Below are 23286 nucleotides of genomic sequence, written 5' to 3' on the forward strand. Positions count from 1 at the left end.
GGTTACGTCTGGACGAATTCGCGCCTGCCGTAGCTGATGGTGGCCGCGGTCCAGGACCCGCCGGCCTGCTCGACGAGGTGGCGGGCGGTATCGAGATCACGGTTGGCGGCGGCCAGGAGCAAGGTGTGGTCGGCCGTGGTGACAGATCCGCCCAGTAGCCGCTGACGTGCGGCTGAATCTGCGGCCAGCGCATCGCCGAAGCTCGCGAGGTCGATGCCGGGCACCGCAATGAGCACCGCGTCGGCTCGGGGCGCGCCTTGCGGGAGATATTCGAACGTCAGCGCCGTTTCCTGGTGGAACTGGCGATTCATCGACGCGGCGGCGGTGTGCAGTGTGGGTTCGTCGACAACGCAGAGATGGAACTGGCGGGCGCGCTCATAGGTGATCTGCTGCAGCGTAGCCGACCAAAACACCCCGTCGACCAAGGTCGATCCCCGCACCTCGGCGCCGGTCTGGGCGATGGTTATCACGGCTTGACGCTCGAAGGGCTGCAGGTCGTCGTGCAATTGGCCGGCTGCCTGGGCATCGGGGCCGGTGATGACCCAGGTGTTGTCGGTGGCGAACAACTCCGCCGGTTGGCAGGATCCGGCAGCGCTGCTGGCAGGTGCGAAAACGCTGCCGAAACACACCATCAGCCATACCAGTACCGAGCGCACACAGCAGCTTCTCACGTTGCTTGACGGTTGTCGGAGCGTGGGTGTTTACTCGATGACATCGAACATATATTCGAACAATCCGCGTTGGGAGGCTGGTCATGACTGCGGCTTTGGCCTCCGGCCAGCGGCAGGGCAATCGCGCTGAACAGCTGGAATCGCTGCGCCGGCAGATCGCCGTGCTGTCCGGAAAAGACCCCGGTCGTGCCGATGACCTGCTGCCGGAATCGGAATCCACGCTGGCGATGCCGGAGTTGCCGGCACTGCTGCCGCGGGGGACGGTGGCGGTGCTCTCGGGTGCCCGCTCGCTGCTGCTGAGCATGGTGGCTGCGGTGACGGCGGCCGGGGGCAACGCCGCCATCGTCGGCCAACCGGACATCGGGTTGCTGGCTGCGGTGGAGATGGGAGCGGATCTGAGCCGGCTCGCGGTGATACCGGATCCCGGGACCGATCCGGTCGAGGTGGTCGCGGTGCTCATCGACGGCATGGACCTGGTGGTCCTGGGTCTGGGTGGTCGCCGGGTGACGCGGACGCGGGCGCGGGCTGTGGTGGCGCGGGCTCGCAACAAGGGGTGCACGCTGCTGGTCACCGACGGCGATTGGGAAGGTGTGTCGACCCGGCTCGAGGCCCGGGTCTGCGGCTACGAGATCACGGCATGCTCCCGGGGCGCCCCCTTGCCCGGATTCGGGCGGATCAGCCGGGTGCGGTTACAGATCAGCGGATGTGCGCGGGGTCAGCCGGTCGGCCGAGCGCGATCGGGGTGAACCCGGTGGCCTCGTCTCGAGTGCTGGCGATCTGGTGTATGGACTGGCCTGCGGTCGCGGCCGCTGCGGCCGCGGGCCAGCCCGCGACGGCTCCGGTCGCGGTGACGTTGGCCAACCGGGTGATCGCCTGCTCGGCGACGGCGCGTGCGGCCGGGGTACGACGGGGGTTACGCCGCCGGGAGGCGGCGGCCCGTTGTCCGCAATTGCACATCGCGACCGCCGACGCCGACCGCGACGCCCGCTTTTTCGAAGGGGTGATCGCGGCGGTAGACGATCTGGTGCCCCGTGCCGAGGTGTTGCGGCCCGGGCTCTTGGTGTTGCCGGTGCGCGGCGCGGCGCGATATTTCGGATCCGAGCAGCAGGTAGCCGAGCGGCTGATCGATGCGGTGGCTGTGGCCGGCGCCGAGTGTCAGGTCGGGATCGCCGACCGGCTGTCCACCGCGGTGTACGCCGCGCGTGCCGGTCGCGTCGTGGAGCCGGGTCAGGACGCGCGGTTCCTGTCGGTGCTGTCGATCCGCCAGCTTGCCACCGAGCCGAGCCTGTCCGGTCCCGGGCGAGAAGAGCTGACGGATCTGTTGTGGCGGATGGGAATTCGCACTATCGGCCAGTTCGCCGCATTATCTCGCACCGATATCGCTTCCCGGTTCGGTGCCGACGCGGTGGCCGCGCACCGGTTCGCCCGCGGTGAACCCGAACGCCTGCCCTCCGGACGTGAACCGCCGCCGGAACTCGACGCCGTACTGGACTGCGATCCGCCGATCGACCGGGTCGACGCCGCGGCATTTGCCGGACGGTCGCTGGCCGGCACCCTGCATCGGGCACTGATGGCCGCCGGCGTGGGATGCACCCGGCTGGCCATTCACGCGGTCACCGCCAACGGCGAAGAGCGCAGCCGGGTGTGGCGCTGCGCCGAGCCGCTGACCGAGGATGCCACCGCCGACCGGGTGCGCTGGCAACTAGACGGATGGTTGACCAACCGGAATGCCCAGGCCCGCCCGACCGCGCCGGTGACGCGGCTGCGGCTGCAGGCAATCGAGGTGGTGTCCGCCGAGGCCCTGCAGTTGCCGCTGTGGGGCGGCCTCGGTGAAGAGGACAGGCTGCGGGCCCGGCGCGCGCTGGTGCGGGTGCAGGGCTTGCTCGGCCCGGAGGCGGTGCAGGTGCCGGTGCTGTCCGGTGGACGCGGGCCGGCCGAGCGCATCACGTTGACCCCGCTGGGCGACGAGCCGGTGCCGCGCGCCGACCCGGATCAACCGTGGCCCGGGCAGCTGCCCGAGCCGTCACCGGCCGTATTACTGGACGACCCGGTGGATCTACTTGATGCCCAAGGCAATTCGGTGAGGGTAACCAGCCGGGGAATGTTTTCCGTCGAACCGGCGCGGCTGACCGTGCGTGGCCGCGACGAACGGCTGCGCTGGTGGGCCGGACCGTGGTCGGTCGACGAGCGGTGGTGGGATGACCGGCCTGAAGCCGGTCAAGGGGGAAGTCGCACCGCCCGGGCCCAGGTGTTGCTGGAGGGTGAGCGCGCGTTGCTGCTGTGCTACCGCCAGCGGCGCTGGTACCTCGAGGGAAGCTATGAGTAAGCGGGTGCCCCGACCCGGTGCAGCGCATCGGGCGTCAGGTCCTTGATGGAGGGATAGCCATCGACCGCCATGATCAGGTCGGCTTCAGCCAGCAGGGAGCGCAGCACGTGCACGATGCCGTCGATACCGCCGAGCGCCAGTCCGTAGGCATAGGGCCGACCGATCCCCACCGCGGTGGCTCCCATCGCCAGGGCTTTGATGACGTCGGCGCCGCCGCGGACGCCCGAGTCGAACAGCACCGGCAGCCCGTCGGCGGCTTGGAGCACTCCGGGCAGGCAATCCAGTGCGGGCAGTCCGCCGTTGGCCTGCCGGCCACCGTGGTTGGAACAATAAATGCCGTCGACACCAAGGTCTTTGGCGCGACGCACATCGTCGGGATGGCAGATGCCCTTGACCATCAGCGGCAAGTCGGTTTGAGAGCGCAACCACTCCAGGTCGTCCCACCGGAACGGACCCCCGAAGATCGGCAACTTGCGGACCGCGGCCTCGGTGGCGTCTTCATCCGGTTGCAGGCCGGCGCGAAACACCGGATCGGAGGTGTAGTTGCTCAGACAACCACTGGGCACCTGCGGATAGTTGCCGGCGCTCAGGTCGCGCGGGCGCCACCCGGTGACCCAGGTGTCGAGGGTGACGGCGATGGCCTTGAACCCGCATGCTTCGGCGCGCCGCACCAGGCTGGTGGCCATCTCGCGGTCCGGCGGGGTGTAGAGCTGGAAAAAGCCGGGCGTATCGCCGAGCGCGGCGGCGACGTCCTCCATGGGATCGGATGTGAGTGTTCCCACGAAGAACGGGACGCCCGTGCGGGCCGATGCCCGTGCCGCGGCCATGTCGCCGTGGCCGTCCTGGGCGCACACGCCGAGGACGCCGATGGGCGCCATGAAGACCGGGGACGCCAATCGGATGCCGAACAGCTCGATGGACAGATCACGTTCGGTGGGAGCGATCCCCATGCGGGGGAACAAACCCCAGCGTTTGAACGCTTCGACGTTGGCCCGCTGGGTGTGCTCGTCGCCGGCGCCGCCGGCCACATACCCCAGCACCTTTGGCGGCATGGCCGCTGCGGCCTTGGCCTCCAGCTCGGCGAAGTCGATCGGGTAGGGCGGCTGGCGGCCGGCCTGCCCTTGTTGATAGAGCTCGTTCTGGTATTCGGCGAACGCCATGGCTTCCGGGTACCCCCCGACGGGCGGGTCAAACGGCATCAGCGGTGCATGCTACGCCGGCCGTGGGCGCAATGTCACAGAAGTCCCAGGAGTTTGGGTTGGCGGTGGGCGTCGGTGTGTCGGGTCCTGTCGGGTGCTCTCGGTCAGCGGAAACTCAAGTGGTAGTAGCCAATACGTCCGGCGCGTCCGGAAATCAGCGGACTCGCCGGGCAGTCCAGCGCTTTCCGGCCAGGATTCCACCGGCCGCCGCGGCGCCCAATGCTGCCGCCGGAACGGCCACCCGGGTAGCACGCGTCCGTGCGTCGGGCTGGGGCCGGGCCGGGGGAGTCGCGGAGCCGATGTCCGCCGACGCGCGGGCCATGGCCATGACCTGACCGAGGTGCAGCGCGTTGGCCGAGCCGGAGTCTGTGATCTGGGTCTGGCAGGAGAAGCCGTTGGCCACCACCACCGCGTCCCGGTGGCGCCGGATGGCCGGCAACAACGCTTGCTCGCCGCAGTCCAGCGAAAGTTGGTACTTGCCCTGTTCGAATCCCCAGGAGCCGGCCAGTCCGCAGCAGCCTCCCGAGACCGGCTGGACGTCGATGCCCATCTTCTGCAGCACCTGCTGGTCGGCGTCGACCCCGCCGGTGGCGCGCTGGTGGCAGTGGCCCCACAGCAGCGCTCGCGCGCCGGCGACGTTGGGCACCTCGACGTCGAACTCGGTGAAGAACTGCGCGAAGTGATAGCTGTTGCGCACCAACCGGTCCGCGTCGTCGTCGTGTGGCAGCAGCTTCTTGAGTTCGTCTTTGAACACGGCCAGGCAGCTGGGCTCCATCCCGACGATCGTTGTGCCGGAACGGATTTCGCTGCGCAACTGTTCCAGCACGTCCAGCAGATAGCGCTGCGCGACATCGAGAAAACCGTAGTCGTACAGCGGACGCCCGCAACAGATGTGTCCCATGGGCATCAGGACCTGCCAGCCGGCCGCCTCGATCGCCTCGACGCAGGCCACCCCGACGTCGGTGTGCAGGCGGTTGTTGAAGGTGTCGGGAAACAGGATGACCCGCGGCCCGCCGGCGTTGACCACCGGTCGCCGGGCAAACCACTGTTGCAGCGTCATCGGTGCGAAGGTGGGCAGCGGCCTGCGCCGGTCAATTCCCCCGAGCGCCTTGGCAAGCCGGGACAGCCCGGGTGTTTGGGTGGCGAAGTTCGCCAGCTCCGGCATGGCGCTGGCCAACCGCGCGGCCTGGTCGATGAACCCGAAGGCGTAGGCATACCGCGGCCGCCAGCGCCGCAGCGACCGGAAGTGGTGGTAGAGGAATTCGGCCTTGTAAGTCGGGATGTCCACCTCGACCGGGCAGTCGCTGGTGCACCCCTTACAGGCCAGACACAGATCCAGCGCGTCGGCCACTTCGGTGGACTGCCAGCCGTCGGTGATGACCTCGCCGCGCAGCATTTCGAACAGCAGCCGCGCGCGTCCGCGGGTGGAGTGCTTTTCCTCTCGCGTCACCTGGAAGCTGGGACACATGGTGCTCTGCGCCTCCGGCACCCGGCACCCGGCATTTGCCGACGCCGACGCAGCGCAGCGCCGCGTGCGAGAAGTCGCCGTGGTCCTCGGGATAGGCGAATTTGACGTCTGGTCGCGGCGGGTTGTAGTCGGTGCCCAGCTTGAGATTCTCGTCGAAGCGATAGGGATCGATGACCTTGCCTGGATTCATTTTCCACTCTGGGTCCCAGATCAGCTTGAACTTGCGCATCGCTTCGAGCAGCCGCGGACCGTACTGCTTGCCCAGCAGCTCGGCGCGCTGCTGGCCGTCGCCGTGTTCGCCGGACATCGAGCCGCCGTAGGAGGCCACCAGGTCACCGGCTTGGTCCATGAAGTTGCGGTAGTTGACCAGCCCGTCCTTATGCCGCAGGTCGAACCCGACCCGGGAGTGGATGCAGCCCTCGCCGAGGTGGCCGTACATGGCACCGCGCAACCCATGCTTGGCGTAAAGCTGTTGCAGATCACGCACGTAATCGCCGACCCGATTCGGCGGCACCGCCGAATCCTCCCAGCCCGGCCAGTGATTACCGTCGTCGATCGGAAACGCCGTAGAGCCCAGCCCGGCCTCGCGGATCGCCCACAGCTTGTCGCTGTTGCCGCCGTCCTGCTCGCTGCGGGCCAACACTACGCGATCGTCCTCGATGCGTTTCTTCTTCTTCAACCAACGAACGAAATCCGCTGCGCAGCTCAGTGATTCGCCGGGCCGATCGGAGCCGAACTGCACGAACAACCAGGCTCCGGTGGATTTGGGCCGGGGCAGTGCTGCCCGGCCGACGGCATTGACACCGGTCAGTTCCTGGTCATGCACGAGCAGGTGGTCCACCGCCTCGAGGCCGATCGGCTTGAACGCCATGATGTCGGGCACCGCGTCGCCGGCCTCCCCCAGCGAGTCGTACTGGATCACCACCAGGGTGCGGTGGGTCATCGCCGGAGTGAGCAGCACGGTGGCGGTCAGCGCCACCGCGCAGGTGCTCTCGGTGCCCACCAGCGCGCGGGCGACGTTGAATCCCTTTTCGGGCAGCAGCTCGTCGAGGTTGTAGCCGGACACCCGCCGCGGCAGCTCGTCCACCGACGGGTAGCCCTTGCGGATGTCGTCGGCGTACTCGTCGCGCAAATCCCTTAGCGCAGAATAGATTTTGCCCTTGCGGCCGCCGGCGGCGATGATCGCGGTGAGATCGCTTTCCTCGTCGACGCCGACGGTGAACCGGGCACCGTCATAAGTGACGACGTCGAGGGCATAGGTGTTGTCGGAGGTCCGCGGTCCCGGGCCGTAGAGGTGTGACTGGATCGAGTGCACCCCGCAGGAGTTGTTGCCGATATTTCCGCCCAGCGTGCACCGCGAATGCGACGACGGGTCGGGACCGAATACCAGGCCGTACTCGCCGGTGGCCTTGTTGAGTTGTTCGTTGATCACCCCGGTCTGCGCGGTGGCCAGCCGCCGCCCCGGGTCGATATCGACGATGTCGGTCAGATACTTCGAAAAGTCGATCACCACAGCCACATTGACGGTCTCACCGGACAGGCTGGTGCCGCCGCCGCGGCACAGCACCGGGGCGTGATAGGCGTGGCAGGCCCGGACCGTCTGCACGACGTCGTCGAGGGTCTTGGGGATCACCACCCCGATCGGCACCTGCCGATAGTTCGATGCGTCGTTGGCGTACATGGCCAATGTGGCGGTGTCGAAGCGCACCTCGCCGCTGACATGGCGGCGCAACTGCTTTTCCAGCCCGGTGACGTTGACCTTGTCGACGGCGGCCATTCCGGCTACGAAGCGCGTATCCGGCCGAGCGGGAATGGTGCGCGTCATTCGTCCCCATCCTCAGCGCCCCGGCCGCCGACGCTCTTGATCGACTCGGTGAACTCGTGCATCTTCTGCTTGGCACCCTTTTTGGCGATGCTGACCCGGTCGGGATCTTTGAGCACCGCCTTGGCGGTCTTTTTCGCCATCATCGTCTTGATGTGCGGCGGGACCGGCGGGATGTCCTTGTCGACGACGACCTCCAGCACCACCGGAGTGCTGGCCGCCAGCGCCTGGTCCCAGGCCTGGCCGATTTTGGCCGGGTCGTCGCAGCGGATTCCGGTGAGCCCCAGCAGCCGAGCGAACTCGGCGTAGGGAACGTCTGGAATGTACTGGGAGCCTTCGAACTTCGGCTCACCGCCCATTGCGCGCTGCTCCCAGGTCACCTGGTTGAGGTCTTCGTTGTTGAACACGCAGAAGATCAACGGGCCGTCGGAGAGGCGGTCCTTGTAGCGCTTGACGGTGATCATCTCGGCCAGCCCGTTCATCTGGAATACGCCGTCGCCGACCAGGGCGATCACCGGGCGCCCGGGGTGGGCGAGCTTGGCGCTGATCGCATACGGGGTCCCCGGCCCCATGGTGGCCAGGTTTCCGGCCAGCGACGCGGCCATGCCCGGGCGCAGCCGCAAGTGCCGAGCCCACCAGTTGGCCACCGAACCCGCGTCGGTGGTCAGGATCGCGTTGTCGGGCAGGCGCTTCGACAGCTCGTGCACCACCAGTTCGGGGTTCAGCGGGTCGGCCTGGTCGTGGGCCCGCTTGTCGAGTACGGCCCACCACTCCTTGACTTCCGTTTCGATCTTGTCCTGCCAGGACCGGTCGTCCTTGCGCTGCAGCAACGGAATCAGCTCGCGCAACGTGTTTTTGGAGTCGCCGACCAGGTTGGCCTCCATCGGATAGCGGGTGCCGATCATGCGGCCGTCGAGGTTGATCTCAACGCCGCGGCATTGCCCTTCCTTGGGCAGCCATTCGGCGTAGGGGAAGCTGGTGCCGATGAAGAACAGGGTGTCGGCGTCCGACATCATGGCCTGGCTGGCGGTGGAGCCCAGCAGCCCGATCGGGCCGGTGACATAGGGCAGGTCGTCGGGAAGCACGGCGCGGCCCAGCGAGGTTTTGGCCACCCCGGCGCCCAGGAGCTCGGCGGCCTGCACCACTTCGTCGGCGGCCTCGGCCGCGCCCTGCCCGACGACGATGGCCACCTTGTCCCCGGAGTTGAGGATCTCAGCGGCTTTCTCCAGTTCGGACTTCGGCGGAATCACCCGTGGCTTGGTCCAGCCGATGCTGCTGAAGACCGCGCCGTGCATCCGCGGTGGTGAGGGCACCGCATCGGATTCCCCCACATCCTCGGGCAGGATGATGGTCGCCACCGTGCGGTTGTTCAGCGCTACCTTGCACGCCCGATCCACCAGGTGCCGCGCCTGCTCGGGCGTCATGCAGGTCTGGACGAAGTCCGAGGAGACGTCCTTGTACAACGTGTTCGGGTCGATCTCCTGCTGGAACGCCGCGCCCAGCGACATCCGTTTCTGCTGGCCGATGATGGCGACCACCGGATAGTGGTCCAGCTTGGCGTCGTAGAGGCCGTTGAGCAGATGGACGGTGCCGCCGCCGGAAGTGGCCAGGCAGCAGCCGATCTCGCCGGTGAACTTGGCGTGGGCGGTGGCCATGAACGCGGCCATCTCCTCGTGGCGGGGCTGGATCAGTTCGGGATCGCCGCCGGCCCGGTCCAAAGCACCTAACATCGACAAAATCCCGTCGCCGGGGTAACCGAAGATTCGGTGAATTCCCCACTGGCGCAAGCGATCAACGATGAAGTCGGCGGTTTTGGGCATGATGCTCCTTCGGTACGGCCGGGTCGCGGGTGGACCACCGGATCGCCACCGCCGAGCGGTCGGGGAACTTGCAGCGGTGACGATTGCCGATGGTCACAATTGGTGGTCTACCCCCCGCTCCGCGCGTCAAACAGCCCGAATATCGCCAATTACCCGGTTCCGGTGCCCACGCATGGGCCAGACCCGTCCGTCAGCCGGTGCGCCGCTTCGAACAGCAGCGCATGCACGAAGGCCTGGGGCAGGTTGCCGCGCAGCTGCCGCTGACCGATGTCGAATTCCTCGGTGAACAGTCCGGGCGGACCGCAGGCGGTGCGGTTGCGTTCGAACCAGCGCACCGCCGCCAGATTGTTGCCCTGCTGGTGATCGGCCAGGGCCATCAGGAATCCGCAGAGCAGGAAGGCGCCTTCGGACTCGCCGAGCGGTTGCTCGCCCGGTTGGAACCGGTACACGAAACCGTGCCGGCCGAGGTCGGTGCGCACCGCGGCCGTCGTGGCGATGCTGCGCGGATCGGTCGCGGGGATTGCGCCGCGGATGGACGGTATCAGCAGCGCCGCGTCGATTCCCGGATCATCGGGCGCTCGTTGCCACCGCCCGTCGGGATGCAGGCAGTCCGAATTGGTGTCCGCCACAAGCAGATCGGCCAGACGCTGCCACTGCGCGCCCTGGCGCGCCGGCGCCACCTCGCTGATGCGCCGCAGGCCCGCCGCACACGTCAGCCGGGAATGCGCCCATCGCCTGTCGTCGATCTCCCAGATTCCGGCGTCGGGCTCACGCCAGCGCTTTTCGATGGACTCCACCAGGGTCTGCACGGCGCGCCAATGCCCGGTGTCCAGCCGATCCAGCCGCCCGGCGGCGGCCAGCAACAGCAGCGCCTCACCGAATGCGTCCAGCTGGAACTGGTCGGTCACCCAATTGCCGGTCTTGACGGTGCCCCCGGGATAACCGGGCAGATGATCCAGGTCCTGTTCTTCGGGCACCAGGTCGCCGGTGATGCAGTAGGCCGGCTTGAGGCCGGGACCGTCGGCCAGCACCCGCTCGCTGACGAACCGGACGGCATCGTCGACCAGGGGGTGGGCTCCGGCGGCGGCGACAGCCTGTCCGGCATAGCACTGGTCACGGATCCAGCAATAGCGATAGTCGTAGTTGCGGCCCTGCTCGGCGCGTTCGGGCAGCGACATGGTGGCCGCGGCCACCATGCCGCCGCCGCTGCTGGTCAGCCCGCGCAGTACGGCGTAGGCGGTTTGCGCGTCGGCGTCGGCCAGCGACCCCGATATGGTGGGAACGGCTGCCGCCCAAGCGCTTTCGGTGTCGCGCCAGGCGTCGTTGGGCCGCGCGGGGTCGGTGGGCAATTCCTGATCGCACAGTTCCAGGACGAGGTCGTGGTCGCGTCCCGGAACCACCTCGACCACCGCCTGCAGCGGGCCGTCGCCGCGGCGGGTGGCTTCGCCGGCCCCGGTCCAGCGGAACCGATGCGGCCCCGACCGTCCGGTCCACACCCCGTCGCGGCAGCGCAACTCCGACATCGGCGCGGTGCCGAAGCCGGCGCGCACCTCGAGCGCGATCCGCATCTTTGCCGGCCCGTCGAGGGCGCGGATGCGGCGCAGCAGCACCGCGGTGTGTGGGTCGCCGGGGAACGCCAGCGCCTCCCGGCACTCGACGATCCCGTCGGTGGTCACCCACCGGGACCGCCAGATCAACGACCCCTGCTCGTATCGTCCGCCCCACACGAACCGCGGATGATCCGGCGAGACGGCGTACACGCCGTTGCCGCCCAGCAGCGAGCTGAACACCGCCGGGCTGTCCCACCGCGGTAGGCACATCCAGCAGCAGTCGCCGCGCGGCCCGATGATGACGCCGCGTTCCCCGTCGGCGAGCAATGCGTATTCGCGTAGCACATGCGGCGACAGCAGCTCGGCCATCGGTGGCGTGTCGTGCACGGGATGCGGCATACCCGCTTTGGGTTGCGGGTAGTCACCCGGGCATGACGTTGCCCGCGAGCCAGCCGATCCCCATCGAATCCGTCGAAGCCTCGGCCTACACCATTCCCACCGACGCCCCCGAGTCCGACGGCACCCTGGCCTGGGACTCGACCACCTTCGTCCTGGTCAGCGTGCGGGCCGGCGGGCAGGTGGGGACCGGTTACACCTACGGCGGCACCGCGGTGACGACCGTGGTGGGCGCCAAGCTCGCCGACGTCCTGTCCGGCGCGGATGCCCTGCAGCCGCCGGCGCGCTGGGCGCAGATGCAGCACGCGGTGCGCAACCTGGGCAAGCCCGGGGTGGTGGCCTGCGCGGTCTCGGCGGCCGACATCGCGCTGTGGGATCTGCGGGCGCGGCTGCTCGACGAGCCGTTGGTCATCGCGCTCGGTGCCGTGCACGACGCCACGCCGGTGTACGGCAGCGGCGGGTTCACCTCGTACGACAACGACACTCTGGGCTCGCAGTTGCGCGGCTGGGTGGAGGCCGGAATTCCCCGGGTCAAGATGAAGGTGGGCCGTGACCCCGACGCCGACCTGGACCGAGTGACCGCCGCGCGGGCGGCGATCGGCGACGACACCGAGTTGTTCGTCGACGCCAACGGCGCGTTCGGCCGCAAACAGGCGCTGCTGTGGGCGCAGCGCTTCGCCGACTACGACGTGCGGTGGTTCGAAGAGCCGGTTTCCTCCGACGATCTCGACGGCCTGCGCCGGCTCTGCGAGCGGGGGCCGGCCGGCATGGACATCGCCGCCGGCGAGTACGGCTATCACCTGCCGTATTTTCACCAGATGCTGGCCGCGGGCGCGGTGGACTGCCTGCAGGCTGACGTCACCCGGGCCCTGGGGATCACCGGCGTGCTCAAGGTCGCCGCGTTGTGCGACGCGCGCGGCATGGACCTCTCCCTACACTGCGCCCCGCAGATCAGCGCTCACGTCGGCACCGCGGTGTGGCACCTGCGCCATCTGGAGTACTTCCACGACCACGTGCGCATCGAGGGGCTGGCGTTCGACGGGACCATCGATCCCGAGCCGGGCGGCCTGCTGCGTCCGGACCGGACCGCGTCCGGGCACGGGCTCACCGTCAAGCACGCCGACCTCGAGCAATACCGGGTCGCTTGAGCACCAGTTGTCGCCCAGCGTGACACCACTGCGACGATGTGGCGTGAAAATCGCAGTGGCGTCACGCTCGGCGCGTGTCTGGCGCGCTGCGCAGGTGATGCCAGCCCAGCCACGCCCATACTGCCGCGACCAGCCCGTCGGCGACGCCGCCGCGGGCTCGGCGCCGGTCCATCGCGGCCAGCCCGAATGCGGCCATCGAGTGCACGGTATCCACCACGACGCCGGCCGCCAGCGCCGCCGGCCCCGGGTTCAGCCCGGACAGCAGCGCCTGGACCAGATGACGCGCCCCCAGCACCCGCGTGATGACCAGCGCGTTGCGGTCGACGTGCATCCCGTGGATCTGGTTCAACACCAGGGTGGGAGCGGTGAGCAGCAGGGCGCCCCAGCCCCCACGCAGCAGTTCGATGCGGCGAAGTCTCATACGCCTTCGGCTACCCGGCGCGCGAACGTTCCAACCCGCGCGATGAACCGGTCGAAAAACACCGCCGCATCGACGCCGATGCCGATCAGCGCATTGGGTTTTCGGTGTCCCGTCCAGTCGGTCGCCGTCACGCCGCGGGTACCGGTCAGCTCGACGTCGACGGTGGCGGGGCGGGTCGCCACGAGCGCCGGATCCAGCGCGGCCGCCGCGGCCAGCGGATCATGCAGATGCGCCAGATATTGCTGCCCATTATCCCCATTGTCGTTGTGGGCCTCCATGTAGAAGCGCAGCGCATCTTCGACCAGCCGGATCAGCGCATTGGACGCCGTCGACCTGGTCCCGCGCGGGTCGTCGGCGCTCATCGTCGTGGTCGACGCGCCCGCGGCTCCGGCCAGTCGGGCGAGGTGCTGCGGTGTCATCGCGACCTTGCGGGTCAGGTCCAGGCCGCACAGAATCGGAAGGCGTTGCGGCTCGGTGCTTTCGCAGCAGGCGGTGAGCACCTCGGCCGCCGCCTCGGGGTCAACGCTGATATTCCATTCCGCCGCCGCGGTTCCGTCGTAGCAGCCGCCCATGATCACCAGTCGGCGCAGCAACGCCGGCAACGCGGGCTCGGCACGCAACGCCGTCGCCAGATTGGTCAGTGGGCCGGTCGCCACACCGATCAGTTCACCCGGAAAGGCATGGGCCGCGCGCACCCAGGCCGTCGCGGAATCGTAGCCGGTGACCCGGGCGTTCGCTGGCGGCAATTCGGCATACCCCAGACCCCTCGGTCCGTGGGATCTCGAGGGGTTTCGCGTCGGGCCGCTCAGGGTTGCGCCGGCACCCTTGGACACCGGTATGTCGGTGACTCGGCACAGCTCGAGCAGCCCCAGGTTGTTTTCGCAAACCTGTTGTACCGCAACGTTTCCGCCTGTCGATGCGATGCCCACCAGATCCGCCTCGGGGCTGGCCAGCAGGTACAGCAATGCCAATGCGTCGTCGACGCCGGTGTCGACGTCGACGAAAACGGGCTTCACCGTCCCGACATTAAAGCAGCCGCTCCGACGTGTCAGCGCGATGCGAAGGTGATCACCAGGACGTCACGTTGCGCCGGCTCGGAATTGTCGATCGGCCGGATCGGCGACACGTCGTGCAGGGTATGACGGTCGTCGCCGAGCAGCAATGTACCCGGCTCGTCCAACGTCGCGGTCAGCAACGGGCGGCCGTCCACGTCGCACACCGAACTCTGGCCGCCGAGGGCATTGCGCCGACCGATCAGCAGCGAACTGACCAGGGTGACACCGTCGCGGTGCAAGCCCTCCGGCGCCGGCCGCCCGTCGCTGCCGGCCACCGACTGGACGCGGAAGGGATGCACCTTGACATCCCATTCGGCCGCGTCGTCCAGGGCCGCAGCCACCCGGGCAAGCACGCCCATCAAGGACTGCTGCAGCGGATCTTCGGCGAACGCATCCGTCAACGGCTCGAAGTCGCGGTTCTTACCGATGTAGAGCGGGTTGGAGTTTTCCGGCTGTGCGAACGCGTCGTTGGGCAACAAGCGCCAGGCCCCGTCGCGCAACACGTACTGCCCGTACCGGCGCTGCCGCTGTACCCCAAGCTCGGCGGCATAGGGATCCGGCGCCAAATCCTCCCAGTGCCGGGCGAATCGGGCCCACGCCTCCCGGCCCGCACCAAGACTGCGCGTCAGATCGAGCGAGGACATGATAGCCACGCCTGTCGAGGTGAGCAGCCGGGCCGCGGCGGCTGCCGGGTCGGCGGCGGTCCGGTAGCCATCCGAAATCGGAATCACCACGCCCGAATACCGCGCTTCGGCGCGCCTGAAACCGTGGGTTCACCAGTGCACGCCGGGCACCAATCGAGCCAGCCGGCGCACCGGACGCGGCATCCGGAAACCGCCGGTGACGGCGCGGACCGGGTGCTTGGGTTCGCGTCTCGGGGGCGCGGCCGGGGCGGAGGGCAGCCCGCGCGCCGCGGCCGAATCGGGGTAGCCCAGGTAGAGCTGATGCAGAATCCGCCGCGAAAGCTTGGGCGCCACGTGGTTGCCGAGCTCGGCCAGCGTGCCCAGCGGGGTGTCGATGCGCGCCGGCTTGTCCACCAGGCCGCGCACCACCATGGCCGCCGCATGCTCGGCGCTGATCGCCGGCATCGGGTTGAGCCGCTGCGACGGGGTGATCATCGGTGTGGCCACCAACGGCATGTGGATGTTGGTGAACGTGATGTGGTCCGACAGCGTCTCGGAGGCAACCACGTCGGCGAATGCGTCCAGCGCCGCCTTGGTCGGTAGATACGAGCTGTACTTCGGGTTGCGGGCCTGGACGCCGGCGCTGGAGACGTTGACCACGTGACCGAACCGCCGCTCCCGCCAATGGGGCAGCAGCGCCAGCACCATGCGCACCGCGCCGAAGTAGTTGACCGCCATGACCCGTTCGTAGTCGTGCAACCGGTCGGTGGAATTGACCACCGAGCGGCGGATCGACCGGCCGGCGTTGTTCACCAGGTAGTCGACATGGCCGAAGCGGCCCAGGATGTCTTTGACGGTGTGCTCCACCGACGTCGAGTCGGTGACATCGCAGGTGAAGGCATGTGCCTGGCCGCCGTTCGCCCGGATCTCGTCGACCAGCCGGTCGAGCGCGTCGGCGTCGCGGGCCAGCGCGAAGACCGTCGCGCCGCGCTGGGCGACGGCGACCGCCGACGCCCGCCCGATGCCACTGGAGGCGCCGGTGATGATGACGTGCCGGCCGCGCAGCGGTCCTCGTGGATCGTCGCGACGGACGCGATCGGGATCGAGGTGCTGCCCCCAGTACCGCCACAGCCTGGGTGCGTAGCCGGCGAACTCGGGAACTTCGATCCCGCTGCCGTGCAACGCCTTCCGGGTTTCGTCGGAGGCGAAGCTGGGGTTGAGGTCGACGGCGTCGAAGATTTCGGCCGGGATGCCGAGCTGGGCCGCGGCCATGTTGCGCACCACCTTGGCCCGCCCGCTTGCGTTGAGCACCGGGGCGGCCACCGAACGCGGCAGCGACCCGCGCAGCGGCGGCAGCCCGGCTGCCGGGGCAACACCACGGTAAATACCGCGCAGGCCAACGGTTTTCGGGGCGGTCAGGTGGAACGTTTGCCCGTCACGACCCTCGGCATGCATGAGCGCCACGAGTGCATCGGCAACGTAGTCGACGGGGACGATGTTGGTGCGTGCGGAATCTGGTAACAGGATCGGCGTCAGCTTGGGCAGCACCGCCAACTTGGCCAGCAGCCCGAAGACGTGGTACAGGCCGTCGGCCTTGTCCATTTCGCCGGTGCGCGAATCGCCCACCACCACGGCCGGGCGGTAGATGCGGTAACGCAGTCCGGGCGCCGCGCGGACCAGCTGCTCGGCTTCGAATTTCGTTCGGTGATACGGCGTCGGCAGCTGCTGGCCCACGTCGACGTCGTCCTCGGTGTACTCGCCGGCGAAGTCGCCGGCCACCGCGATCGACGACACATGATGCAAGACGGCATCCAGCCGTCGCGCCAATTCGACGACGGCCCCGGTGCCCGTCACGTTGACGGCGCGCTGCTCGGCCTCGCCGGCCGTGACGGCGGTGCGGTGGCCGATCGCCGCACAGTGCACCAGATGGTCCACCCGGCCCAGCTCGGCGACGGTCTGGTCGGTCAGGGTCAGCTCGGCAAGGTCTCCGACCAGCGGTCTGGCCCGCTCACCCCACTCGGTAGCCAGGCGTTCGAAACGCCCCAGCGACTGGCGGCGGACCAGCACCCACACCTGCGCGTCGGGCCGGGCATCGATCAGCCGGGAGACCACACGGCGCCCAATAAACCCGGTACCGCCGGTAACGACATACCGCATGCAGCCCATCGTGGCGGCTGGCGGCCGCGCTCGTCAACCGATCAGGTGAAGTTGCGGATGCCGTCCCAGTCAACCAGCTTCCAGCCGTCGATCGGGTTACCCGTGACCACCACGCGACCGATGTTGGGCAACGGATGGTTGTTCAAGAGGTTGAGCTTGGGGTTCTTCACGTTCATCAGCGTCCACACCATGATCGCCGTGCCCTGGGAGAAGACCACCGGCTTGTTCTTGCCGCTGTCGTAGATCTTGCGCAGGGCGGCACTGAATTCAGTGTTGAATTCGGTGCCGCTGACCGACCCCGGGATCGAGCTTCCCGCGTCGCCGTTGATCCAATTCACCGGAGCCAGCAGGTATGTCGCGCTCGACCGTGATTCGGGTGCGCCGTTGTACCAGCCGGCGTTGATGGACTGCAGCCCGGGCAGGATCTCGACTTGCTTGCCCAGTTCGCTTGCCAACGGTTCGGCGGTCTGCTGGGCCTCGGCCATCGGCGAGGAATAAATACTGTCGAATTCGTTGTGCGCGACCTGATGTGCGAGCTGTTGGGCCTGCCCCTTGCCGTCGGCGGTGAGCCCGGTGCCGGGCAACTCGGTGTTGATGACTCCGTCGGCGTTGGCCTGGGATTGGGCGTTTCGGACGAAGGTCACGGTGATGTTGCGAGCCTGCGTACCCCCGCCGCCGCAGGCGCCGACGATCATGACCGACGCGAGCACAGCTAGAACGTTGGAGGTTCTCCAGGTCATCTTCCAGAGCTTGGTGCGCTTGGCCATGGCGATAGCCTGCCCTGCCGATGCCGTCGCTGGGAAGGGTTTGCGATGGTTGACTGCAGAAAAAGCTTCGATTTGGAATCGAGAGGAGACTCGCATGGCTATTGATCCCGGTGCCATCGGTGCGGTGACCGAGCCGACGTTGTTCGAGTGGACCGACCGTGAAACGTTGCTCTACGCGCTCGGTGTGGGTGCCGGGACCCAGGACTTGTCGTTCACGACGGAGAACAGCCACGGGATTTCCCAGCAGGTGCTGCCCACCTATGCGGTGATCTGCTGCCCGGCGTTCGGGGCGGCCGGCAAGGTGGGAAAGTTCAACTGGGCCAAGCTGTTACACGGCTCGCAGGGGATCCGGCTGCACGCGCCGCTGCCGCCGGCCGGAAAACTGTCGGTGGTCTCCGAAGTCGCCGACATCCAGGACAAGGGGCAGGGCAAGAACGCCATCATCATGCTGCGCGGCCGCGGCAGCGACCCGGACAGCGGCGCGCTGGTCGCCGAAACCCTGACCACCCTGGTCATCCGGGGCGAGGGTGGCTTCGGGGGAGAGCCGGGTCAGCGGCCGGTCGCTCCGGAATTTCCCGACCGTGAGCCCGACGCCCGGATTGCGCTGCCCACCCGCGAGGATCAAGCGCTGATCTACCGGCTCTCCGGTGACCGCAACCCGTTGCACAGCGACCCCTGGTTCGCCAAGGAGCTGGCCGGCTTTCCCAGGCCGATCCTGCACGGGCTGTGCACGTACGGGGTGTCGGGGCGGGCGCTGGTTGCCGAGCTCGGCAGCGGGGTGGCCGCCAACATCACCTCGATCACGGCGCGGTTCACTTCTCCGGTGTTCCCCGGCGAGACGCTGACCACGCTGATCTGGCGTACCGAGCCGGGCCGCGCGGTGTATCGCACCGAGGCATCTGGTGCGGAGGGCTCCGAGTCGCGGGTGGTGCTCGACGATGGCGCGGTGGAATACGCGGCTTAAGAGGCTTAAGAGGCTTAAGAGGCTTAACAGAGGCCTAGTTTGTTCCAGACGTTGTGAGGAGTTCTGCGCGGGCGTCTCGCATGGCTGCAGGGCGGCGTTCACGGCCCGATACGTCGTCGACACCAACGGGAATTGGGGCCTCGCCAGAAACGACCCGCCCGCCGCAGTGGCTGGCAGCCCCCTTACCGGCAAACCCGGATAACGAACTGGGATGGCGACGGTGTTGTCGGGGTGCGATGATGTTGCGGGTAAGGCGATGACGAATGCAGGAAGCCGGTGCGAAGCCGGCGCGGTCCCGCCACTGTAATCGGGGAGCGACCCTCATCGGCCACGGCCACGTGCTGGAAGGCGAGGCGAGCGGCGATCCGAGAGCCAGGAGACTCGCGTCATCGTGCCCTGCGAACCTGGGGCGGGTGTACCCCGGAGAGAGCGAACCGTCATGACGCATGCGACTATCCGGCGGCCCGGCTTCCGCCTTCGTCCACACGCTGACCGGGTACCGACGGTGCACCGAGCACGCCGGTACAGCACCGCCGATCACCGTGCCGTTCGCGGGCGCCGTCGGCACCTCGCGCCGCAAGCATGATGTCGCGGCAGGCAGGGGCATCGAAGAGCCGCTGCCAGCTCACCGTTGCTGAGGCGGACCGCGGCCCCGCTGTGCACTTGCTGACCGGCCGGTCGGTGCATCCACGGGCGGGCGGCTGTTGATGAGCGCCCCCATCTGGATGGCCGCACCCCCGGAGGTGCATTCGGCGCTGCTGAGCAGCGGACCCGGCCCGGGTCCATTGCTTGCGTCGGCGGGCGCATGGGAGTCGTTGAGCACTGCCTACGCCGAGACGGCCGATGAGCTGGCCGCGCTGGTGGCCGGGGCGCAGGCGGATAGCTGGGAAGGCCCAAGCGCCGCGGAATACGCGGCTGCCCACGCGCCGTATCTTGCTTGGCTGACGCAGGCCAGCGCTGACAGCGCGGCAATGGCCGCGCGCCAACAAACTGCGGCAACCGCCTACACCGCCGCCGTGGCTGCGATGCCAACTTTGGCTGAGCTGGCGGCCAACCATGCCGCACACGCAGTATTGACGGCGACGAATTTCTTTGGCATCAATACAATCTCGATCGCGATCAACGAGGCCGAGTATGTCCGGATGTGGCTACAGGCGGCCGCCGTAATGGGCGCCTATCACGCGGTCTCGACTGCGGCCGTTGTCGCCGGACCGCAGTCCCCGCCGGCGCCGCCGATCATGAAAGCCGACGGGGAGCTGGTGCGCGCTGCCGAGGCGGGACGGGCAAGTTCGGACCCGCTGCGCCAGTTCGAGCAATGGTTGTGGCAGATGTATACCACCTTCTACGACAATGTCATTCAACCGTTTGTCGATTGGCTGGCCAATCTGCCGTTCTTCCAAACGATGTTTGCGGGGATCGACCCTTACCTGGTCATCCTTGGCAACCCGCTTACCTATCTGAGCCCGCTGAACATCGCGTTCGCACTTGGCTACCCGATGGATATCGGCACATACGTGGCGCTGTTGTCGCAAACCTTCACCTTTATCGGGGCGGATCTCGCCGCGGCCTTCGCTACGGGTAACCCGGTGACGATCGGTTTCACCATCTTGTTCACCGGTGTCGAAGCCATCGGCACGATCATCACCGACACGATTGCGCTGCTCAAGACGCTGCTGGAGCAGACTGCGGCGCTGCTCACCGTCGTGGTGCCGCTGCTGACCGCACCATTGCTGCCCATAGCGGCCGGCGCTGTGCTGGCACCGATCGGTGTCAAAGGGCTGGTGGCAGTGGCTGCCGTACCGCCACCGCCCCCGCCCGTCACACCCAGCACGCCGCCTCTTGCGGCACTGGGCGCGAGCGCCCCGCCCTCGGCCACCACCCCGATTCAGCCGCCCGTGGAGACGAGTGTCCAGGCGCCGACGCCCGGGCCACCGCCGCCGGCTGCCGCTGCGCCACCGGTGAGCGATACGGGGCTGGGTGGCGGGATGGCAAACTTCGGCTATCTGGTGGGTGGCCTGAGCGCGGATGCCAAGGGGCACACGGGCACCCGGTCCCGAAAGGCGGCACCAGAATCCGAGGGCGCTGAGGCCCCAGCGGCCGCGGCCACGCCTCAGGAAAAACCTCGACGGCAGTGGCGTCGACGAGTGAAAGCCAAACAGCTCGGCCGCGGATATGAATATCTGGATTTGGAGCCCAGCACCGTGGCGGCCGAGCACGACCCGACGACATCGGTGGCGCCAGACCAGGGAGGCGAAACCCTGGGGTTCGCCGGAACCACGCAACGGGCCCGTCCCAGGCCGGCCGCGGGATTGATCGCGCCGCCCGACGATATATTTCCCGGCAGCCCACGAGCGCCGATGCTGCCGGGCACGTGGGACGTCGACTCAGCGCTACCGCGCGACTCGCCGTCGCAGTGAACGACCATGTCGGGCAGCGACGCGACAGCGGCGGTCATCGCGAGGCTCCCGGCGGTCATCTCGTCACCCGCAAACGAGGAGCTTACGATGACGCGATGCGGATACTTGTCACTGGTGGCGTCCGCTCGGGAAAGTCAATGCACGCCGAAGCGCTGTTGGCCAATGCCCTAGAAGTCGTCTACATTGCTCCGGGCAGCCGCGCCGACGGCAGCGACCCTGACTGGGACTCCCGAGTAGCACGACACCGCGCTCGTCGCCCAGCGACCTGGCTGACGATCGAAACCGCCGATGTGGCAACGGCTTTGTCCGACATCCGGTGTCCGGTCCTGGTGGACTGCCTGGGCACATGGCTAACGGCCCTCATGGATCGCGAGGCGCTGTGGAACACGGCCACCGCCGAGGCCCATCTTGCGGTCGAGGAACCACTGGACAAGTTGTGCGCGGCGTTGGCCGTGCTGGCCGACGCGATCGTCGTGACGAATGAAGTCGGCTTAGGTGTGGTACCCGCCCACCGTTCGGGCATGCTATTCCGGGATCTGCTGGGCACCATCAATCAGCGGGTGGCCAACGTTTGCCACGAGGTGCACTTGCTCATTGCGGGCCGGGTGCTCACGCTGTGATCATTACCGGCAGCTGCAGACGAACGGTGAGATCGAGCCTGCGACCCGCCGCTGGATGCTGATGTGCGATTTCCAGATCGGCGCCGGGTCAGCACTTACCGATCGTTGGCTCGGTAGTAGTGCAGGTAGGCGATCGCCGGCACCACCAGGAACGTGATGACTGTCAACGCGATCGAGAAGTAGTTGGCGCCGCCCTGCGGAGTGGCGAAAATGGTCCGGTAGTCGAAGGACACCGCCAACGCCACTGAGATGATGACGGCAGCTATCGGTAAAACCTTGTCGGTCAAACTGTTTCGCTTCACCAGCGCCCGGTCTCCGGTGGTGTCGCGGGCTAGCGCGATCAGGGCGATCGGGACAACGATGAACTGGACGAACCGGGCGATCACCGCAAGCCCGATCAGGCTCCCGCTGTCGAAGCGCAGCGCCAGGGGAAATGCCAGCGCCAACGACGCCGTGATCCCGAACGCGATCATGGGAACACCGAATCGGTTCTGCCTCGATAGACGTGCCGGCAGCGTCCGGGTCTCCGACAGCGCGGTCCACAGCCGCGGCGCACCGAACGAGGCGGCCACGTTGATACCGAACATCGAGACCAGGGCGCCCAGAACGACGACGGTGCGCAGTCCGCCGTCGCCGATCGCCGCCGCCAGGCGCACGGTGGCGTTGGATGCCACAACCTTGTCCGAACCCAGCAGCATTGCCACCGCGACGGCAAGCACGTAGACGGTTCCGACACCGAAGATGGCCAGCGGTATAGCTTTTGGCAGCGTCCGGTCGGGTTGGTGCATTTCCTCGGCGGCGTTGGCGATCGATTCGAAACCGGTAAAGGCGTACAGCGCGGCGATGGTGGCAAGGATCAATCCCGCAACGGCGCCGTGACCGAGCTGAATCTCACCGAACAACGCGTACGGCGCCGTTTGATAAACACCTGGTGCACTTGCTGTTTGGTACTGGTTCACGTGGTGTGTGACGATGATCCAGCCGCCGTCGACGATGAAGACCGCGAGTGCCAAAATCTTGCCTACGGTCGAGGTCCCGTTTGCCCATTCGATCGCCCGGTTACCGAACAGGTTGATAACCAACAGCACGCCGATGAACCCGAGGAATGTCAACGTCTTGACACTGAGCAGTTCGCTGCCCTGCGCCCAATCTTTCTCGGGAAACGCCACTTTCAACAGCGTGGAGACGAAAAGCGATGCCAGCACGCCCCAGGCGATGGACGCTACGATCGCGTGTGTCACGCCGACATAGATGCCGATCCGCTGGCCGAAAGCGGCTGTCGTATAGGCATACGATGCGCCGTTGGTCTTGACGTATCTGGCTGCGGCGGCAAAGACCAGCGCCATGATGCCGGCGAACAGACCCGCCAGGACGTAGGCGATCGGTGCCCATGGCCCCGCGAGCTTGATCACCGCACCGGGGGTCAAAAAGATGCCCGCCCCGATTACCGAGTTGATTCCGAGCATGACCACGCTTCGGAAACCGAGTTTGCTTATCGCGCTTCCTCCTCGTGGCAGCTCGCCCGTTGCGAATCCGTTGTTAGCAATGCAGGCGGGATAGTGCCATAGATTCACGCGGCCCGCACTTATTTGGCTTGCACGACCCGTCACCGCCATCGTCGCCGGTTGCTGCTGGCTTCGGGACCTGCGTTACTGATTGTCGACATGCTCAGCGGCCCGGTAGCTGATGTTGGTCCGGGTGCCTCGGCATGCCCAGCGGCAACCAAGTGGATCAATTGGCTTGTCCGGAAATAAGTTAAGGCTCGTCGTCGGCGGTGCGGCGGGTTGTGGCCGCGCTAGTCGCGTGAGTCCCTTGAGTTACTGGGGTGTCGGGGTATACACGACGTTCGTTCCGTACCGCCC

The 23286-nt window shown here is 67.5% G+C and carries 17 protein-coding genes, 1 pseudogene and 1 riboswitch; of the genes and pseudogenes, 6 read left to right on the forward strand and 12 right to left on the reverse strand.

Features of this window, described 5'->3' with window-relative positions; translation table 11 throughout:
• Nucleotides 1-2: 2 nt before the first annotated feature.
• A complete protein-coding gene (locus tag EET13_RS05630; RefSeq protein ID WP_122441381.1) occupies nt 3-632 on the reverse strand; it encodes a hypothetical protein in 630 nt (209 codons plus the stop codon).
• A 122-nt stretch (nt 633-754) separates the two neighbouring features.
• Here EET13_RS05630 and EET13_RS05635 point away from each other — a divergent pair, with 122 nt between their 5' ends.
• Complete coding sequence (locus EET13_RS05635) at nt 755-1417, forward strand: hypothetical protein (RefSeq protein WP_122441368.1); 663 nt, start codon at nt 755-757, stop codon at nt 1415-1417.
• A complete protein-coding gene (locus EET13_RS05640; protein ID WP_211189028.1) occupies nt 1375-2997 on the forward strand; it encodes a DNA polymerase Y family protein in 1623 nt (540 codons plus the stop codon). The genes EET13_RS05635 and EET13_RS05640 overlap by 43 nt, the downstream gene beginning before the upstream one ends.
• Here the strand turns inward: EET13_RS05640 and EET13_RS05645 are convergent.
• From EET13_RS05645 to EET13_RS05660, 5 genes and pseudogenes are all read right to left on the reverse strand, one after another.
• Entirely contained in the window at nt 2988-4157 is a 1170-nt protein-coding gene (locus EET13_RS05645; protein ID WP_122441369.1) for an alpha-hydroxy-acid oxidizing protein, read from the reverse strand. The two genes, EET13_RS05640 and EET13_RS05645, sit on opposite strands and share 10 nt — an antisense overlap.
• A 193-nt stretch (nt 4158-4350) precedes the next feature.
• Nucleotides 4351-5664, reverse strand: coding sequence for a (Fe-S)-binding protein (locus tag EET13_RS31200; protein ID WP_244603779.1), 1314 nt, complete (start codon nt 5662-5664; stop codon nt 4351-4353).
• A 232-nt stretch (nt 5665-5896) separates the two neighbouring features.
• Nucleotides 5897-7489 (reverse strand): annotated as a pseudogene (locus tag EET13_RS31205) (FAD-binding oxidoreductase); the annotation flags it as partial.
• A complete protein-coding gene (locus tag EET13_RS05655) occupies nt 7486-9306 on the reverse strand; it encodes a thiamine pyrophosphate-requiring protein (protein ID WP_122441370.1) in 1821 nt (606 codons plus the stop codon). The pseudogene EET13_RS31205 and the gene EET13_RS05655, both read right to left, overlap by 4 nt.
• 149 nt (nt 9307-9455) lie before the next feature.
• Nucleotides 9456-11255 (reverse strand): glycoside hydrolase family 15 protein, encoded by a 1800-nt coding sequence (locus EET13_RS05660; protein ID WP_122441371.1) that lies wholly within the window; start codon nt 11253-11255, stop codon nt 9456-9458.
• A 32-nt stretch (nt 11256-11287) separates the two neighbouring features.
• Here EET13_RS05660 and EET13_RS05665 point away from each other — a divergent pair, with 32 nt between their 5' ends.
• On the forward strand, nt 11288-12400 hold the full coding sequence (locus tag EET13_RS05665) for an enolase C-terminal domain-like protein (RefSeq protein WP_122441372.1): 1113 nt from the start codon (nt 11288-11290) through the stop codon (nt 12398-12400).
• 61 nt (nt 12401-12461) lie between these two features.
• On the opposite strand, the gene EET13_RS05670 is transcribed toward EET13_RS05665, so the two are convergent.
• The 5 genes from EET13_RS05670 to EET13_RS05690 are packed head-to-tail and all read right to left on the reverse strand — an operon-like array spanning nt 12462 to nt 17423.
• Nucleotides 12462-12821 (reverse strand): hypothetical protein, encoded by a 360-nt coding sequence (locus EET13_RS05670; protein ID WP_122441373.1) that lies wholly within the window; start codon nt 12819-12821, stop codon nt 12462-12464.
• Nucleotides 12818-13837, reverse strand: coding sequence for a nucleoside hydrolase (locus tag EET13_RS05675; protein WP_122441374.1), 1020 nt, complete (start codon nt 13835-13837; stop codon nt 12818-12820). The genes EET13_RS05670 and EET13_RS05675 overlap by 4 nt, the downstream gene beginning before the upstream one ends.
• Before the next feature lie 32 nt (nt 13838-13869).
• Nucleotides 13870-14604 carry a 2OG-Fe dioxygenase family protein gene (locus EET13_RS05680; RefSeq protein ID WP_425293637.1) on the reverse strand — a complete coding sequence of 245 codons (735 nt, stop codon included), beginning with the start codon at nt 14602-14604 and terminating at the stop codon, nt 13870-13872.
• Between the two features lie 45 nt (nt 14605-14649).
• The gene (locus EET13_RS05685; protein WP_122441383.1) at nt 14650-16656 is read right to left on the reverse strand and encodes an SDR family oxidoreductase; all 2007 of its coding nucleotides are present in this window, start codon (nt 16654-16656) and stop codon (nt 14650-14652) included.
• Nucleotides 16657-16697: 41 nt separating this feature from the next.
• Nucleotides 16698-17423, reverse strand: a complete 726-nt coding sequence (locus tag EET13_RS05690) for a histidine phosphatase family protein (protein ID WP_122441375.1) — start codon at nt 17421-17423, stop codon at nt 16698-16700.
• A gap of 94 nt (nt 17424-17517) precedes the next feature.
• Here EET13_RS05690 and EET13_RS05695 point away from each other — a divergent pair, with 94 nt between their 5' ends.
• From EET13_RS05695 to EET13_RS05710, 3 genes are all read left to right on the forward strand, one after another.
• Nucleotides 17518-18387: a MaoC family dehydratase gene (locus EET13_RS05695; RefSeq protein ID WP_122441376.1), complete on the forward strand. Its 870-nt coding sequence runs from the start codon at nt 17518-17520 to the stop codon at nt 18385-18387.
• 222 nt (nt 18388-18609) lie between these two features.
• A riboswitch (cobalamin riboswitch) is annotated at nt 18610-18790 on the forward strand.
• A 304-nt stretch (nt 18791-19094) separates the two neighbouring features.
• The gene (locus EET13_RS05705) at nt 19095-20804 is read left to right on the forward strand and encodes a PPE family protein (RefSeq protein WP_122441378.1); all 1710 of its coding nucleotides are present in this window, start codon (nt 19095-19097) and stop codon (nt 20802-20804) included.
• 95 nt (nt 20805-20899) lie between these two features.
• Complete coding sequence (locus EET13_RS05710; protein WP_122441384.1) at nt 20900-21424, forward strand: bifunctional adenosylcobinamide kinase/adenosylcobinamide-phosphate guanylyltransferase; 525 nt, start codon at nt 20900-20902, stop codon at nt 21422-21424.
• Nucleotides 21425-21519: 95 nt separating this feature from the next.
• Here EET13_RS05710 and EET13_RS05715 read toward each other — a convergent pair whose 3' ends face one another.
• Nucleotides 21520-22890 carry an APC family permease gene (locus EET13_RS05715; RefSeq protein ID WP_244603780.1) on the reverse strand — a complete coding sequence of 457 codons (1371 nt, stop codon included), beginning with the start codon at nt 22888-22890 and terminating at the stop codon, nt 21520-21522.
• Nucleotides 22891-23286: the final 396 nt, after the last annotated feature.

It is taken from the genome of Mycobacterium attenuatum (genome assembly GCF_900566085.1).
In the GTDB taxonomy this organism is placed as follows: Bacteria; Actinomycetota; Actinomycetes; order Mycobacteriales; family Mycobacteriaceae; genus Mycobacterium; species Mycobacterium attenuatum.